The organism is Myxococcus sp. AB025B, assembly GCF_006518215.1.
Classification (GTDB): domain Bacteria; phylum Myxococcota; class Myxococcia; order Myxococcales; family Myxococcaceae; genus Myxococcus; species Myxococcus fulvus.
Genome location: NZ_SRLW01000102.1, coordinates 1 through 13,911 on the forward strand (window position 1 = coordinate 1; position 13,911 = coordinate 13,911).

A 13,911-nucleotide genomic window follows, 5' to 3' on the forward strand; every position below is an offset into this window, starting at 1 on the left:
GCGGATGAGGCGGTCACGGTGGCGCGGCTTGTAGCGTCGGCACACCCCGTCGGCCATGTGAGCATTGCCATACCCCACAGTCGGCCGTTCTCCCGGGCGATACAGTGCGAGTGCACGCCCGCTCGGACGCTGGCGGACGGGGCGCGGTGGGGGCCCGCTGTCGGCCGCTCGGCGGAGGGGGCGTGGATTGAACCTGTGGACGCGCTTTCTTAGACTTGGGTGCTGGAGCGGTGGCCGCGAGGTGGTGGGCCACGGGCTCCCAAGTGAGAGCGCCTGGATGTCCGAAGAGCTGGGTGAACGCGAGAAGGAAGTCCTGCGAGCCGTGGTGCAGGAGTACATCTCCACGGGCGGGCCGGTGGGCAGCCAGCAGCTCACCCGGCGCCCCGGGTTCGAGGTCTCCTCGGCGACCATGCGCAACGTGCTGGCCGACCTGGAGGAGCTGGGCTTCCTGGAGAAGCCGCACACGTCGGCCGGCCGGGTCCCCACGGATGCGGGCTACCGCTTCTACGTGGACACGCTCGTCAAGCTGAAGGACCCGACGCCCAGGGACCGGGAGCTCATCCACGCGGGCCTGTTCCACGAGGCGAACCTGGAGGAGATGCTGGGCGAGGCGAGCCGCATCCTCCACTCGCTGACGCGGCATGCGGGCGTGGTGGTGACGCCTCGGCCCGACTCGGCGGTGTTCCGGCGCATCGAGTTCGTCCGGCTGCGCGAGGACCGGGTGCTGGCCATCCTCGTCGGGCAGAGCGGGCAGGTGGTCAACAAGGCCATCACGGTGGACTTCCCCATCACCTCGGACGAACTGCTGCGGGCGAGCAACTTCCTGTCGGAGCTGCTGCACGAGGTGCCGCTCGAGGAGGCGCGCGAGCGCATCCGCGCGGAGATGGACCAGGAGCAGGCGCTCTACAACGCGCTGACGGCGAAGGCGCTCAAGCTGGGCGCGGCCGCCACGGACCTGCCGACGACGGAGCGTGTGCTCATCCAGGGCACCGGCTCCTTCCTGGAGCAGCCGGAGTTCGCGGACGTGGAGCGCATGCGCGCGCTCTTCAAGGCGCTCGATGAGAAGCACCGGTTGCTGTCGCTGCTGGACCGGGTGCAGCGCGCGAACGAGATGCAGATCTTCATCGGCGCGGAGAGCGACTTCTCGGCCGCGGGGGACGTGACGGTCATCGCCAGCCCCTACGGGAACCAGGAGCAGGTGCTGGGCACGGTGGGCGTCATCGGCCCGACGCGCATGGACTACCGGCGCGTGATTCCGCTGGTGAACTTCACCGCGCAGGTGCTCTCGCGCGTGCTGGAGAAGGTGTAGCCCGACGCAGGGACGGGCGCGTGCCGCGCGGCCTACTCCGCGCGGGTGGCGAACAGCTCGCGCTCCTGCCCTTCGCGTCGCACCTGGAGTCGCACGGGTGAGCCCGGCGTGCCCCGTGTCCTGGCCTCCGCCTCCGCGCGGTCTCGCACCACGAGGCCATCCACGGAGACCAGCCGGTCTCCCACCACCACGCCCGCGCGCGCGGCGGGCCCGTCCGGCGTCAGCCACGCCACCTCCACCGAGCCGCGCGCCTCGCTGAAGCCCGCTCCCACCGTGCCCGGCTGCGCGCGGCGCGGAGACACCGTCACGTCGCCCACGTCCGTCGTCTCGCCCGGCTTCACCTTCACCGCGCGCGTCTCCACGCGGCCCTCGAACGGCATCAGGCGCACCGTGTGCGGCCCGGGGCGCACGTCCGGGAGCTGGAAGCGTCCGTCCGGGCCGGTGTGCGTGTCGGGCTTCGCGGACACGGGCTGGTCCAGGAACACCGCCACGCCCGCGGCCGGTCCCCCATTGCGAGCCCACACCGCGCGCCCCGCGATTGCCGCGGCGCCCGTCCCCTCGAGCTCCACCTCCACCTCGCTCGCGCCGCCCGGCGTCAGCGCCACCTGCGCGGAGCCCGTGCGCCCGTCTCTCGCGCGCACGTGCACCTTCAGCGCCTGTCCCGGCGCGTCGAGCAGCTCGAACGAGTCACCCGTGAAGTGCCGCGTCGACGGCGCCTCCGCCTCCCAGGGCAGCTCCTCGCCGCTCGCCTCCGTCAGCGTCAACGTGAAGCCATCCGGGGGGGGGACCCCCTTTCGCGACCAGTTTCCCGCGCAGGCGCGCCGCCGGCTTCAGCCGCAGCTCCACCAGGCCCTGGCCCTCGCTCACCGAGGGCACCCTCACCGTGCGCCCCGCGTTGTACGCCGCCAGCTCCGCGAGCGGCGGCGCGCCCTGGGGACGCGTGGGGACCTCGAACGTGCCCTCCTCGTTCGCCTGCACGCGCAGGATGAAGGGCATGTCGCCGCCCTGCACCGCCGCGACGATGGCGAAGGGGCTGGGGGCGCCGGAGGGCTCGCGCACCGTGCCGGAGATGCCGCGCTCCTCGAGCAGCACCAGGTCCTGCTGCACCGCGCTCCCCGCATGGACCGTGACGCTGGGGTCATCGTCCTGGAAGTAGATGAAGCGCGCGCGCGGCAGCACCGCGGTGAGCTGGTACACGCCCGCGGGCAGCTCCATCGAGTACACGCCCTGCGCGTCCGTCTCCGCGTAGCTGATGTTCGCCGCGCCGCCGCCCGTCGACGTGCGGGCCACGGCGCGCACCAGCGCGGGCTCGGACGGAGGCTTGCCGGACGCCTGCGTCACGCGGCCCTGCACCATGCCGGTGTCCGCCAGCACCAGCGTCGTCCAGACAGACCGCTTCGGCAGCAGCGTCTCCACCTTCTCCGTCCATCCCTGGACGCCCTCGCGCCGCGCGCGCACGTGCACCTGTCCGGGGACCAGCTCCCGGAACGCGAACGCGCCCCTCGCGTCGGTGTGCGTGGTGCGCGCCGCCACACCCGAGCGGCGGCCCGCGTCCAGGCGCACCTCCGCGCCCTCCACGGGCGTGCCGCGCGCGTCCTGGACGATGCCCTGCAGGCTGGCGCTCGCGGGCTCCAGCTCGAAGTCCAGCTGCGTGAAGACGCCGGTGCCGACCTCCACGTTCGCCTTCATGCCTCGCGAGAAGCCCGGCGACTGGACCACCACGTCGTAGCTGCCTGGAGGCAGTCCCAGCCGGTAGATGCCGCCACCGCCGAGCGTCGTGCGCGCGAGCTCCCCCTGGCTGTCCGCGGGGTGCACCACCAGCTCCGCGGAGCGCACCGGGAAGGCGACGTCGGTGGAGCGCACCTCGCCCGTCAGGCCACCCTCGGCGCCCAGCGTGAGGGTGAGGCCGCGCAGCGTCTGGCCGGGGCCCACGAACAACGTCCCGGGCGCGCGACCGACCGCGTCGCCACGCTGCGCGGTCAGCACCCAGTTGCCCATGCCCACTTCCAGCGCGAACCCGCCGCCCTCGCTCGAAGTCGTCTCCAGGGGCGTCAGGCCTCCCGTGGCCCGCACCCGCGCGCCAGGGGCGGGCTGCCCCTTCGCGTCCACGACATACCCCTCCAGCGTGCCCGCGCCCCACAGCCACCAGCTCCCCCTGCCGCGGGACGTGGAGGAAGAGCAGCTCGCGGCGGCTGAAGCCGGGCGCCTGCGCGGTGAGCCGGTAGCGGCCGGGCGCGAGGCCGGACAGCTCGAACTGGCCACGGCCGTCGCTCGTCGCCGTGGCCGCCTCCTCCGTGAGCTCCACGGGCTGGGCCCAGGAGAAGGCCGTGCCCGGGTAGGGGTGGAGCGTCACCTCGGCCAGGGGCACCGGCTCACCGCCGTTCTCCTCCACCGTGCGGCCTCGCAACGTCACGCCCTCGGTCAGCGTCAGCTCGACCACCGTCCGGGGCAGGTCCTCCGGCCGGGTGGCCTCGCGGCGCGCGGGGGCGTGGCCCGGGGCTTGCGCCGTGACGAGATAGTCACCGGGGCGCGCGGGGAGCTGGACGGTGCCGTCCGGGCCCGTGGTCCCCTCGCTGGTGAGTCGCCACGTGGGCTCGCGGCGTTCATCGGGAGGCCGGCGGAAGGCGCGCACCTTCGCGCCCGCCAGGGGCCCCTGGGGCCCGGTGACGCGCACGAGGAAGGCCCCCTCGTCGGGCGTCACCGGCGTGTCACGCGGCGTGGCGGGCGCGGAGCTTCCAGGGGCGGGCCGCGTCGTCTCGCCGTTGAGGGGGCGAGGCGGGGCGGGCTCATTCGCGGGCGCGGCCTCGCCCTGATGCGGGACTCGGAGCCAGAGCAGGAGCACGGCGCAGAGGGCCAGGAAGGCGGCGATGATGAAGGGACGGTGGAAACGCTGTCGCATGGCTCGTCCTCGCGGAGAGGCCAGCGTAAGCCACCCTGAAACAATTCGGAATTCAGGAGGGCGCGGGGGCGTAGACGCGCAGCGCCGCGGGGGCCACCTCGAAGCGCATGGGCGTCATCCCGATGAGCTCCCCGTCCGCGTTGATCTCCTGGGCGGGCGTGGCCTCGACGTAGAGGCGCGCGGCGCGCAGCGAGGTGACGGCGGGGTGGTCCACATGTTCTCCGCTGCGGAGCGACAGGGCCACGCGCGCCAGGGTGGCCAGGTCCTGGAGCTGGCCCAGGCCCGTGCCGTCGCGGCCCGAGCTCGCCGACGGGGCCTCGATGGCGTAGACGTGCAGCCGTCGGTCATCCAGTCGCGCGTCCGGCGCCACCATGATGCCCGCGCCGTGGTAGCGGCCGTTGCCCACCACGAGCTGGAGCACGTCCATCTCCACCTCCTGCTCGTCCGCCTTGAGCCGGATGCGGAAGGGCTTGAGGTCCATCACCTCGGCGGCGGCGGCCACAGGATAGGCGAGCACGCCGGCGCGCTGCTTGAGTCGCTTCGTCAGGCGCCTGGCGATGGCGGTGGCCAGGCCCAGGCTCGCCGCGTTAAGGAAGGGGCGGCCGTTGGCGAGGCCCACGTCCACGCGCGCCGCGTAGCCCCGGGCGATGACGTCGCACGCGGCCTCCACGTCGGCGGGGATTCCCAGAGAGCGCGCGAAGTCGTTGCCCGTGCCCAGCGGCAGCACGCCGAGCGTCACGTCGCGACCCAGCAGGTGGCCCACCGCGCCGCTCAGCGTCCCGTCTCCACCTCCGACGAGGATGCGGCGCGTGCCCCGCTCGAGCAGTTGTTCCAGCACGCGGCGCAGTCGTCCGCTTCTGGACAACGCATGGCTCTCCGCCAGCACCACACCCCGGGAGGCGAGGGCGCTCCTGGCGAGCGCATAGGCTTCCCGGCCCGAGCGGGACTGCGTGTTCACGACCAAAGCCGCGGGGCCCTCGTCGAGGGGCAGCCGGCGGGGTGGCTCGATGAGCGCGGGTTCCAGGGACCTTCTCCTTGTCGCGTGGTCGGCAAGATGTGCACGCGCCGTCCGCGAGGCCAGCGGGCCCCGGAGGACGAGGCCCGCGGCGAGGGCGGGCCGGGAATCTCCTCCAGGGGCCGGGCCCTCCATCCGGAGGGCGAGGGGCTCGGTGTGGGCCTGCGAGCCCGCCCGACACGACGGAGGACGTCATGGCTCCATGCGTGGATCCGGGCTCCTGGGGATCTCCCGTAGGGCGGAGCCACGGGTGGACGCAGCGGCTTCGTGTCGGTGGGGCACCACGGGCCAGGCGGCCGCAGCGGATGGACGCAGTGGCTTCGCGTCGGTGGGGCACCACGGGACTGGCGGCCGCAGCGGGTGGACGCAGCGGCTTCGTGTCGGTGGGGCACTACGGCCTGGCGGCCGCAGCGGGTGGCCGCAGCGGCTTCGTGTTGGTGGTGAGGTTCCTCAGGCAAGGCGGCCGCCGTGAGCGGACGCAGCGGCTTCGTATCGGTGGGGCACCACGGGACTGGCGGCCGCAGCGGGTGGACGCAGCGGCTTCGTGTCGATGGGGGAGTTCGAGCGACCCTGTCCGCCGCAGCGGGTGGACCCCGCAGCTTCGTGCCGGTTCGGCGGCGCGCGGACGCAGCGGCTCAGCGCTCCGCGTCGTGGCCTTCGGTGATGCGCTGCTGAAGGGCTTCTCTCAGCGGTAAGGCCTCCGTGGTGCTCAGCACGCCGTCCGCGTCGGTGTCGTACGTGGTGAGCACCTCCGCGCGCCGCTTCCAGGCCGCCTCCACGCGCGCCTTGCGCAGCGTCGCGCGCTCCGATGCATCGAGCGCACCATCGCGATTCACATCGTACGTCTGGAGCCGCTCCCGTCGCAGCAGCTCCCAGCGGGCGCGCCGCGCCTCACGCACGGCCCGTCGCTCGGTCTCATCCAGGACGCCATCGCCGTTCGTGTCGTACTGCTCCAGTCGCTGCGCACGCAGGCGCTGGCAACGTGCCTCCATGGCATCCCCCAGCGCGGCGCGCTCCTCGGGAGACAGCGCGCCGTCCGCGTCCTGGTCGAAGACCCAGCGCACACGCCAGAAGGCCTGCCGTCGGACACGCCGGCCCTCGTGCACCCGTCGGGAGTCGAGGCTGTCGCGTCGCTCGCCCAGGTCCACGCGGAGCGCGCGAAGCTCTCGCCGTCCCAGCACACCATCCCCGTTCTCGTCATGGCGGGCCACGACCCGAGCGCGGTGCGCCTCGAAGTCGCACACGTCACCGGTGTCCGTGGGCTCGGTCCGCCCGTCCTCCAGCTCCTCCTCCACCATGGCCTCCAGCCGTGGCGTGTCCGCGTCCACCACCGCGTCCTCGCCGAGCCCGCCCTCTTCCTCGGCGAGCGCGAGGTAGGACGCGGCCTCGCGGACATGGGGCGCGGCGGCTTCGTCCGAATCGAGGCCGCAGGCGGTCAGTCCCCACGCGAGGGCAAGGCGCAGCGTGGCGGCGAGGATGCGGGTGCGTCGGTTCATCGGATGCGCTCCGGGTGAGGGGCCGCGGTGTCCGGCCTCGCACGGCTCGAACCTCTTGGGTGGCAAGAAGTTGCCGCGCCCCTTCCCTGTGCATGGGTGGCTGCGCACCTTCCAGGCAAGGCCGGCCCTGTGCCGGTGGAGCACACAGCCCGGAGGGCGACGCATGGCACGAGGAAGCAAGGCGAAGTACACGGCGAAACAGAAGCGGATGGCCGAGCACATCGAGAAGGGCTACGAGGACAAGGGCACTTCGGAGAAGACCGCGGAGGCTCGGGCCTGGGCCACGGTGAACAAGCTCACCGGTGGCGGCATGAAGGGTGGCTCCGGCAGCAAGGCGAAGGCGGCGCGCCGTCGTCCCAAGGCCCGCGCCAACGCGCGCAAGGCCGGAAGCAAGGGAGGCCGCCGGACGGCCACCAAGCGCGCCACGTCCAGCCGGAAGTCCACCGCGCGCAAGCCCACGCGCGCCACGCGCTCCGGCAGCAAGTCCACCGCGCGCCGCACGGCCGCCAGGCGCGCCACGGCCCGTCGCTCATCCACGAGCAGCCGCTCTCGCGGCGGCACGGCGCGCAAGACCACCAGCCGTCGCGGCACCTCCGCCCGGCGGACCTCGCGCGGTGGGCGCTCGCGCAAGTAGCGGTCCCCAGGTCAGGCGTTCCCAGCTCGCGTGGGATGGTGCGCCTGGCCTGTCACGCGTCAGCGCGACGCCCCAGCTTCCCGGCACGTCCCGTCATCACGTATCGAGCCGGGCTCGGCGAGGTGCCTGACGCGCGCCTGCGGACGAGCAGGGCCCGATGCGCCGTCCGATATCGAGCCGGGCTCGGCGACGCGGCGAGGTGCCTGACGCGCGCCTGCGGACGAGCAGGGCCCGATGCGCCGTCCGATATCGAGCCGGGCTCGGCGACGCGGCGAGGTGCCTGACGTGCGCCAGCGGGAGAGCAGGGCCCGATGCGCCGTCCGATATCGAGCCGGGCTCGGCGACGCGGCGAGGTGCCTCACGTGCGCCAGCGGGAGAGAAGGACCCGATGCGCCGTCCGGAGTCCGGCGGCGCATCGGCGCACGCGCTCAGCGCGGCTCTTCATCCTTGGCGGCGGGCGACGCGCCCGGCCCGTTCCACGGCCACTCCACCGAGGACTCCTCGGCGAGCCGCAGCAGCTCCCCCGCGTCCTTCACCAGCGTGCGGCAGCCCGCCGCGCGCAGGTCCTCGGCCAGGAAGCCTCCGGCCAGCACTCCCACCGTGGGCAGGCCCAGCTTGCCGGCGGCGAGCGCGTCATAGGGCGTGTCCCCCACGACCACCGCGGTGCTCACGTCCGGGCGGCCCAGCCGCGCGAGCGCGCTCTCGAAGATGTCCGGGTGGGGCTTGCTCTTGTCCACCTCGTCCTTGCTGGCCTTGGCCTCGTACAGGCCCTCGATGCCGCACAGCCGCACGTAGTGCTTGAGCTCCTCGTCCTTCGCGCTGGACGCCAGCGCCAGCCGCCGCCCCTGCTGACGCAGCCGCTGGAACAGCTCCCGCACGCGCGGGAAGGGCCGCACCTTGGGCAGGAACTCGTCCAGGAACAGCTTGGAGCGGTACTCTTCAATCTCCTTGCCGAAGCGCTCCAGCTCCTCGTCGTTGAAGAACACGGGGATGAGCTGGTCGGCGCCCTTGCCAATCTGGCTGCGCACGTGCGCGAAGGGAACATCCCGTCCGAAATGCAGGAACGAGCGTCGCCACGCCTCGGCGTGCTCGTCCACCGAGTCCACCAGCGTTCCATCCACGTCGAAGATGACGTTCTCCACCATCACTCGCCTCCCGGGCGAAAGTGGGGACGCACCTGGCGGGGGTCAACCGCCCGAGGGAGGGTTCACCTCCGTGGCTTCCACGAGTGTCCGCGTCTTCACATCGTAGCCCTCGGGCGCCACGAGGGTGAAGGCGTCGTTCGGCGGCGGCTTCGTCAGCTCCACCCGGGTGAGCACCGTCGCGCCCACCTTGCGGCCTCCCAACCAGCGGCTCAGCCTCTTCGGCACGCACAGGCCCAGCTGGGCGTCGCAGTGCTCCTCCTCCATCCGCACCTCCGCCTCCGCCCCGTCCGGCGAGCGCGAGCGCTTGGTCAGGAAGTCGAGCTGCGGCCAGCGCAGCACGTACACCAGCTCCACTCCCTGGGCCTCGCCGCCGAGCGACAACGAGAGCTCCACGGCCTCCTCGGCGCGCGCGTGCTTCACCCGGCGCAGCGTGGCCCCGTGCGACACCAGCGGCGCGCGGAAGCCCTCGGGGATGAAGGCGCTGAAGGTCTGCGTGAGGAAGCCCGACAGCTTCGCCGGAGGCAGCTCCGACTTGAACGTGGTGAAGCGCTTCTCCCCGTCGAGCTGCTCGAACAGGTGCGTGCCGTCCCACGAAAAGATGCGCGCGGGGGGCTCGCCCAGCGTGCCGCGCATGCGGTCCGGCGCGCGGTGCTCGAAGGTGAAGGGCACCGCGTCCTGGCCCTCGTCCTTCACCGTCCCGGCGATGCCGTAGCCGGACAGCTTCCGGTCGCGCTCGACCAGCCGCGTCTTCACCTGCGAGGCCAGCGCCGCGACGTCGTCCGACTTCCGAGAACAGCCCGCGAGGACGAGCACGACACAGCACACGAAGAGGCGAGGGGACATGGGGCGCGAGTGGGGCAGGAGGAGGGCTGAAATGCAAGGAGGCCCGCCTGTCGCCAGGGGGCCTCCGAAGGTCGCCGAACCCTGAGGGGCCGGCTGCCTGACTACTTCACCGCCACGCCGGTGGCGCTGGAGGAGGTGATGCCGATGATGGTGCCGGCCAGGGCGTAGATGCCGTGACGGGGCGTGGTGCTGGCCGTCTTCAGGTCGACCTTGGACGCGCCCATGGCCTTCGCCTCGGCGATGAGGAGCTTGTTGACGACGGTGTCCAGATCGCTCTGGACGATGTCGATGATGTGGAAGATGGCGGTCAGGCCCAGCGCGTTCGTCTGGATGACGGCCACGGCCTCACCGTTGGCGGCGATTTCGGTCCCGGAGACAACGGCGCTCTCGACGCTGGTGCAGCCGATGAGGCTGGACGCGGCAACGGCCGACAGGATGAGCTTCTTCATGGTTTTCCCCTCGAGTGAGTGTCGCTTGTCCGGTGGGCGAGCACCCACGAGGGCGCACGTCCGTTTGAAAGTGACCTTCAAGCGGGCGCGGTCGTACCAGATGTCGACCCCATGTCAAGGTCCGTCCGGACACACTGTATGGCCATGGTGGATGCGCGCCCGCGTTGTAATGCGCACCTCGCCTTGCTAGCCCAGAACCCGAGGCTCCCTGAATGGACTCCGTCCCCGTCGCACGTCCCGCGCCCAGGTACTGGCTGCACCTCTTGCTGCTGCTGTTGACGGTGGCGACGACCTTCACGTCCTACCTGCTCTACTTCCACTTCCAGCGCCCGTACTCGCCCGACGAGGTCTCCACCGAGGCCGCCACGCGCGCGCTGTCGTTCAGCCTTTCCCTGCTCGCGATTCTCGGTTCTCACGAGATGGGGCACTACGTGCTGGCGCGCCTGCACCGGGTGGACACGTCGCTGCCGTACTTCATCCCGCTGCCGGTGTTGGGGGTGGGCACGCTGGGCGCGGTCATCCGCATCCGAGACCGCATCCCGCACCGCAACGCGCTGGTGGACATCGGCGCGGCGGGGCCCCTGGCGGGGCTGGTCGTCGCGCTGCCCATCCTCTACTGGGGGCTGTCGCACTCGGCGGTGGTGGACGCGCCGCAGGTCGCCTCGCAGTTCCCTGGCGAGTCCTCGCTGTGGGTCTACGGCAAGGAGCTCTTCACCTGGGTGATGGCGAAGGTGACCCACGCGCCGCCCGCGCCGGAGCAAGCCTTCCATGGCGTGCAGACCCTGTTTGGTGACAGCCTGTTGATGCAGGGGCTGACGTGGCTGGCATTGGGTCCCCTGCCGGAGGGGAAGGACGTGCTGGTGCACCCGGTGGTCATCGCGGGCTGGTTCGGTCTGCTCGTCACGTTGCTCAACCTGATGCCCATGGGGCAGCTGGATGGGGGGCACCTGGCGTTCGCGGTGCTGGGGCGTCACGCGCACTGGGTGGGGCGGCTGATGGCCGCCGTGCTGCTGTTCCTCACGCTCTTCGTCACCGCGTCCTGGGGGCTGTGGCTCCTGGTGACGAGCAAGGTGGTGGGCTTCGGGCATCCGGAGGTCGTGTACCCGCAGGAGCCGCTCAGCCCCATGCGCAAGCTCATCTGCGCGCTGTGCCTGCTGGCCCTCATCGGTTGCGCGATGCCCGTGCCCCTGCGTCAGGTGGTGTCATGAAGTTCCAGTGCGAGGCGTGCGAGCGGCTCATCCCCCTGGAGTCCTACCGGCTGGAGTCCGGAGGGCTGGTGGTGTCGTGTCAGCGGTGCGGCGCGGAGAGTCGCGCCCGGGCCGCGCAGCCGCTGGCGGTGACGCCGTCGGTGGGCGGCGAGCCGCTCGCCAGCGCGAGGCCCGCGGAGGAGCCCGTGTTGGAGACCGCCGCGCGCGCCGGTGCTCCGGCCCTGCGGGTGGTGCGGGGCGCGGTGGCCGCGGCGCCGCCGCTGGACGACGAAGCGCTCTTCGTGCCGCCGCCCGGTCACTGCCCCAAGTGCGTGTCGACGCGGCGCGAGGTGGACACGTCCTGCTCGCAGTGCGGGCTGGTGTACGCCAACTTCGTGGAGTCGGAGCACCAGCCCTCGGAGGCGCTGCGCGAGGAGTGGCGCCGGCTGGCGGGGGAGTGGGGACAGTGGGAGGCGCATGACCGGCTGCTGACCCTGGCCATGGGGCGCGGCGAGCTGGCCACGGCGGGCAGGCTGTACCGCGTGCGACTGGCGCGGGCGCCGGACGACGCGGTGGCGCAGCGGGCGCGGGAGGAGATCGTCCGCCGCGCCACGGTGGTGGTGCCCACGGAGGGGGAGGGCGAGGGGGCGTCGCTCCTGACGCGGCGGATGCGCGGGGTGGCCATCGCGGTGCTCTTCCTGGTGGTGCTGCTGATGTCCGCCTTCATCATCCAGCGCGTTGGCGTGCTCCTGTCCGGCGACGTGCCCTGACGAATCCTCCCGCGCGAAACGCCCCGTCGCCAGGCGGCCGGCCATGCGGGCCGTGGCGCTCGCGGGTGGTCGGAAACGGGCTCCGGACGCGGGTGGCTGCTATCGTGTCGGGCCGCTTGCGCGAGGCTGGCCACTCCCGATGACGCTCCCCGTCTCTCCCACTCTGTCCGTCGATGGCCTGCTCGGTCCAGGGGGCGCGCTCCAGGTGGCGCTGCCGGCGTACGAGCACCGCCCGGAGCAGCTCCAGATGGCGCGCGCCGTGGAGCGGGCCTTCGCCGAGCGCAGCTACCTGTTGGCGGAGGCCGGCACGGGCACGGGCAAGACGCTCGCCTACCTGGTGCCCGCGCTCTTGTCGGGCCGGCGCGTCGTCGTGTCCACTGCGACGAAGACCCTGCAGGACCAGATCTTCTTCAAGGACCTGCCGCTGTTGCGCGAGAAGATGGGCCTCACCTTCGAGGCGGCCTACCTCAAGGGGCGCAACAACTACCTCTGCCTGCATCGCTACGAGGCGTTCTCCAAGGACCCGCAGTTCGCCACGCGCGAGGAGTCGCGCTACTGGCCCAAGCTGAAGGCCTGGGCGCAGGACACTCAGACGGGCGACCGCGGCGAGCTGGATTTGCCCGAGTCCTTCAGTGCCTGGCCCCGGCTGTCCACCACGTCCGAGACGTGCGTGGGCACGCGCTGCCCGCTGTACGAGACGTGCTTCGTCACGCGCATGCGGCGGCGCGCGGAGGACGCGGACCTGCTGGTGGTCAACCACCACCTGTTCTTCGCGGACCTGTCCCTGCGCAGCTCCGGCAAGCGCACCGAGGGCGTGCTGCCCTTCTACGAGGCGGTCATCTTCGACGAGGCCCACGCGCTCGAGGACGCGGCGAGCGGGCACTTCGGCGTGGGCGTCTCCAACTACCGGTTGGAGGAGCTGGCGCGCGACGCGGTGGCGGCGTTGAAGGAGGAGGACTCGCGGCACGCCATGCTGCGCGCGCTGGCGGCCCGGCTGCGCACCGGCGCGGACGCCTTCTTCGCGCAGGCGCCCCGCGCGCTGGGGCTGTCCGGCCACGAGGCGTCGGTGACGCTCCAGGCGGAGGGCATGGCGAAGCTCACCAGCGCGCTCGGCGGCGTGCGCGAGGGGCTGGCCGCGCTGTCCGCCTTCACCGCGGGCGAGCGCGAGCCGGAGCTGGCCGCGATTACGCGCCGCGCGGACGAGCTGGAGGAGCAGCTCACCTTCCTGGAGAAGGCGGAGTCGACGGACCACGTGTACTGGGCGGAGCAGCGCGGCAAGGGCCTGTTCCTGCGCGCCAGTCCCATCGACGTGGCGAAGGAGCTGCGCGAGCGGATGTACGGCGCGCTCGACACCGTGGTGTACACGTCCGCGACGCTGGCGGCGGAGAGCCGCTTCGACTTCTTCGCCCGGCGCATGGGGCTGTACGGCGAGGACGGCCAGACGGTGACGCGCGTGCGGACGCTGGCGGTGCCCAGCCCCTTCGACTATCCGCGCCAGGCCGCGCTGTACCTGCCCACGCACCTGCCGGACCCCACCGCGCCGGGCTTCATCGAGGCGGCGGCGGAGGAAATCGTCCGGCTGTGTGAAGTGACGGGCGGGCGCGCCTTCGTGCTCTTCACGTCGCTGCGCAACATGGTGCGCGCGTACGAGCTGACGGCGGGCCGGCTGCCGTATCAAGCCCTGCTGCAGGGCGAGCGTCCCAAGGCGCAGCTCTTGGAGGCGTTCCGCGACACGCCCAGCGTGCTCTTCGCGGCGCACAGCTTCTGGGAGGGCGTGGACGTGCCCGGGGACGCGCTGAGCCTGGTCATCATCGACCGGCTCCCGTTCGCCTCGCCGGGAGACCCGCTGGTGGCGGCGCGAATCAAGCAGCTCCAGTCGCGGGGCGAGGAGCCCTTCGAGCAGTACCAGCTGCCCCAGGCGGCGCTGGCCTTGCGCCAGGGCTTCGGCCGGCTGATTCGCACGCAGTCCGACAAGGGCATCGTCACGATGCTGGACCGGCGCATCCGCACCAAGGCGTACGGGCAGGTGTTCCTGGACAGCCTCCCGGACGCGCGCCGGGTGGATGACCTGGTGGAGCTGAGCCGCTGGTTCAACGGCCCGGTGCGCCCCCTGCGCATCCTGCGCCCGGTGGACTGAGCGGCGGGTTTTTCCGCGCGGAAATGG

The 13,911-nt window shown here is 72.3% G+C and carries 12 protein-coding genes and 1 pseudogene; 5 read left to right on the forward strand and 8 right to left on the reverse strand.

Annotation, left to right across the window (positions count from 1 at the left end; genetic code table 11):
• Positions 1-277 precede the first annotated feature (277 nt).
• Positions 278-1,309: a heat-inducible transcriptional repressor HrcA gene (gene hrcA, locus FL311_RS18650; RefSeq protein ID WP_141326653.1), complete on the forward strand. Its 1,032-nt coding sequence runs from the start codon at positions 278-280 to the stop codon at positions 1,307-1,309.
• 32 nt (positions 1,310-1,341) lie between these two features.
• Here the strand turns inward: hrcA and FL311_RS45145 are convergent, their stop codons facing one another.
• From FL311_RS45145 to FL311_RS18665, 5 genes and pseudogenes are all read right to left on the reverse strand, one after another.
• The gene (locus FL311_RS45145) at positions 1,342-2,073 is read right to left on the reverse strand and encodes a PDZ domain-containing protein (RefSeq protein ID WP_228556946.1); all 732 of its coding nucleotides are present in this window, start codon (positions 2,071-2,073) and stop codon (positions 1,342-1,344) included.
• Positions 1,997-3,418, reverse strand: coding sequence for a carboxypeptidase-like regulatory domain-containing protein (locus FL311_RS45150; RefSeq protein WP_255510350.1), 1,422 nt, complete (start codon positions 3,416-3,418; stop codon positions 1,997-1,999). Before FL311_RS45150 ends, FL311_RS45145 begins: the two co-directional genes overlap by 77 nt.
• Before the next feature lie 133 nt (positions 3,419-3,551).
• Positions 3,552-4,208: pseudogene (locus FL311_RS45155) on the reverse strand (carboxypeptidase-like regulatory domain-containing protein); the annotation flags it as partial.
• 52 nt (positions 4,209-4,260) lie between these two features.
• Positions 4,261-5,166 (reverse strand): lipid kinase, encoded by a 906-nt coding sequence (locus FL311_RS18660; protein ID WP_194869255.1) that lies wholly within the window; start codon positions 5,164-5,166, stop codon positions 4,261-4,263.
• Positions 5,167-5,858: 692 nt separating this feature from the next.
• Positions 5,859-6,719 (reverse strand): calcium-binding protein, encoded by an 861-nt coding sequence (locus tag FL311_RS18665; protein ID WP_141326657.1) that lies wholly within the window; start codon positions 6,717-6,719, stop codon positions 5,859-5,861.
• 163 nt (positions 6,720-6,882) lie between these two features.
• On the opposite strand from FL311_RS18665, the gene FL311_RS18670 reads away from it, so the two are divergent.
• Positions 6,883-7,353, forward strand: coding sequence for a transcriptional regulator (locus FL311_RS18670; protein WP_141326659.1), 471 nt, complete (start codon positions 6,883-6,885; stop codon positions 7,351-7,353).
• Between the two features lie 428 nt (positions 7,354-7,781).
• Here the strand turns inward: FL311_RS18670 and FL311_RS18675 are convergent, their stop codons facing one another.
• From FL311_RS18675 to FL311_RS18685, 3 genes are all read right to left on the reverse strand, one after another.
• The gene (locus FL311_RS18675) at positions 7,782-8,498 is read right to left on the reverse strand and encodes an HAD family hydrolase (protein WP_141326661.1); all 717 of its coding nucleotides are present in this window, start codon (positions 8,496-8,498) and stop codon (positions 7,782-7,784) included.
• Positions 8,499-8,540: 42 nt separating this feature from the next.
• Positions 8,541-9,341, reverse strand: a complete 801-nt coding sequence (locus tag FL311_RS18680) for a hypothetical protein (protein ID WP_141326663.1) — start codon at positions 9,339-9,341, stop codon at positions 8,541-8,543.
• A 101-nt stretch (positions 9,342-9,442) separates the two neighbouring features.
• Positions 9,443-9,790 carry a hypothetical protein gene (locus FL311_RS18685; RefSeq protein WP_141326665.1) on the reverse strand — a complete coding sequence of 116 codons (348 nt, stop codon included), beginning with the start codon at positions 9,788-9,790 and terminating at the stop codon, positions 9,443-9,445.
• A gap of 212 nt (positions 9,791-10,002) precedes the next feature.
• Between FL311_RS18685 and FL311_RS18690 the strand changes: the two genes are divergently transcribed.
• The 3 genes from FL311_RS18690 (at position 10,003) to FL311_RS18700 (ending at position 13,884) form a co-directional block, all read left to right on the forward strand.
• Positions 10,003-10,998, forward strand: coding sequence for a site-2 protease family protein (locus tag FL311_RS18690; protein ID WP_141326667.1), 996 nt, complete (start codon positions 10,003-10,005; stop codon positions 10,996-10,998).
• Positions 10,995-11,747, forward strand: coding sequence for a hypothetical protein (locus tag FL311_RS18695; RefSeq protein WP_141326669.1), 753 nt, complete (start codon positions 10,995-10,997; stop codon positions 11,745-11,747). Before FL311_RS18690 ends, FL311_RS18695 begins: the two co-directional genes overlap by 4 nt.
• A gap of 139 nt (positions 11,748-11,886) precedes the next feature.
• A complete protein-coding gene (locus FL311_RS18700) occupies positions 11,887-13,884 on the forward strand; it encodes an ATP-dependent DNA helicase (protein WP_141326671.1) in 1,998 nt (665 codons plus the stop codon).
• Positions 13,885-13,911 lie beyond the last annotated feature (27 nt).

Coding starts and splice junctions, on each gene's coding strand:
- FL311_RS18690 (WP_141326667.1), top strand. CDS start 10,003: ATGGACTCCGTCCCCGTCGCACGTCCCGCGCCCAGGTACTGGCTGCAC.
- FL311_RS18675 (WP_141326661.1), bottom strand. CDS start 8,498: ATGGTGGAGAACGTCATCTTCGACGTGGATGGAACGCTGGTGGACTCG.
- FL311_RS18670 (WP_141326659.1), top strand. CDS start 6,883: ATGGCACGAGGAAGCAAGGCGAAGTACACGGCGAAACAGAAGCGGATG.
- FL311_RS18680 (WP_141326663.1), bottom strand. CDS start 9,341: ATGTCCCCTCGCCTCTTCGTGTGCTGTGTCGTGCTCGTCCTCGCGGGC.
- FL311_RS18695 (WP_141326669.1), top strand. CDS start 10,995: ATGAAGTTCCAGTGCGAGGCGTGCGAGCGGCTCATCCCCCTGGAGTCC.
- hrcA (WP_141326653.1), top strand. CDS start 278: ATGTCCGAAGAGCTGGGTGAACGCGAGAAGGAAGTCCTGCGAGCCGTG.
- FL311_RS18700 (WP_141326671.1), top strand. CDS start 11,887: ATGACGCTCCCCGTCTCTCCCACTCTGTCCGTCGATGGCCTGCTCGGT.
- FL311_RS18685 (WP_141326665.1), bottom strand. CDS start 9,790: ATGAAGAAGCTCATCCTGTCGGCCGTTGCCGCGTCCAGCCTCATCGGC.
- FL311_RS18665 (WP_141326657.1), bottom strand. CDS start 6,719: ATGAACCGACGCACCCGCATCCTCGCCGCCACGCTGCGCCTTGCCCTC.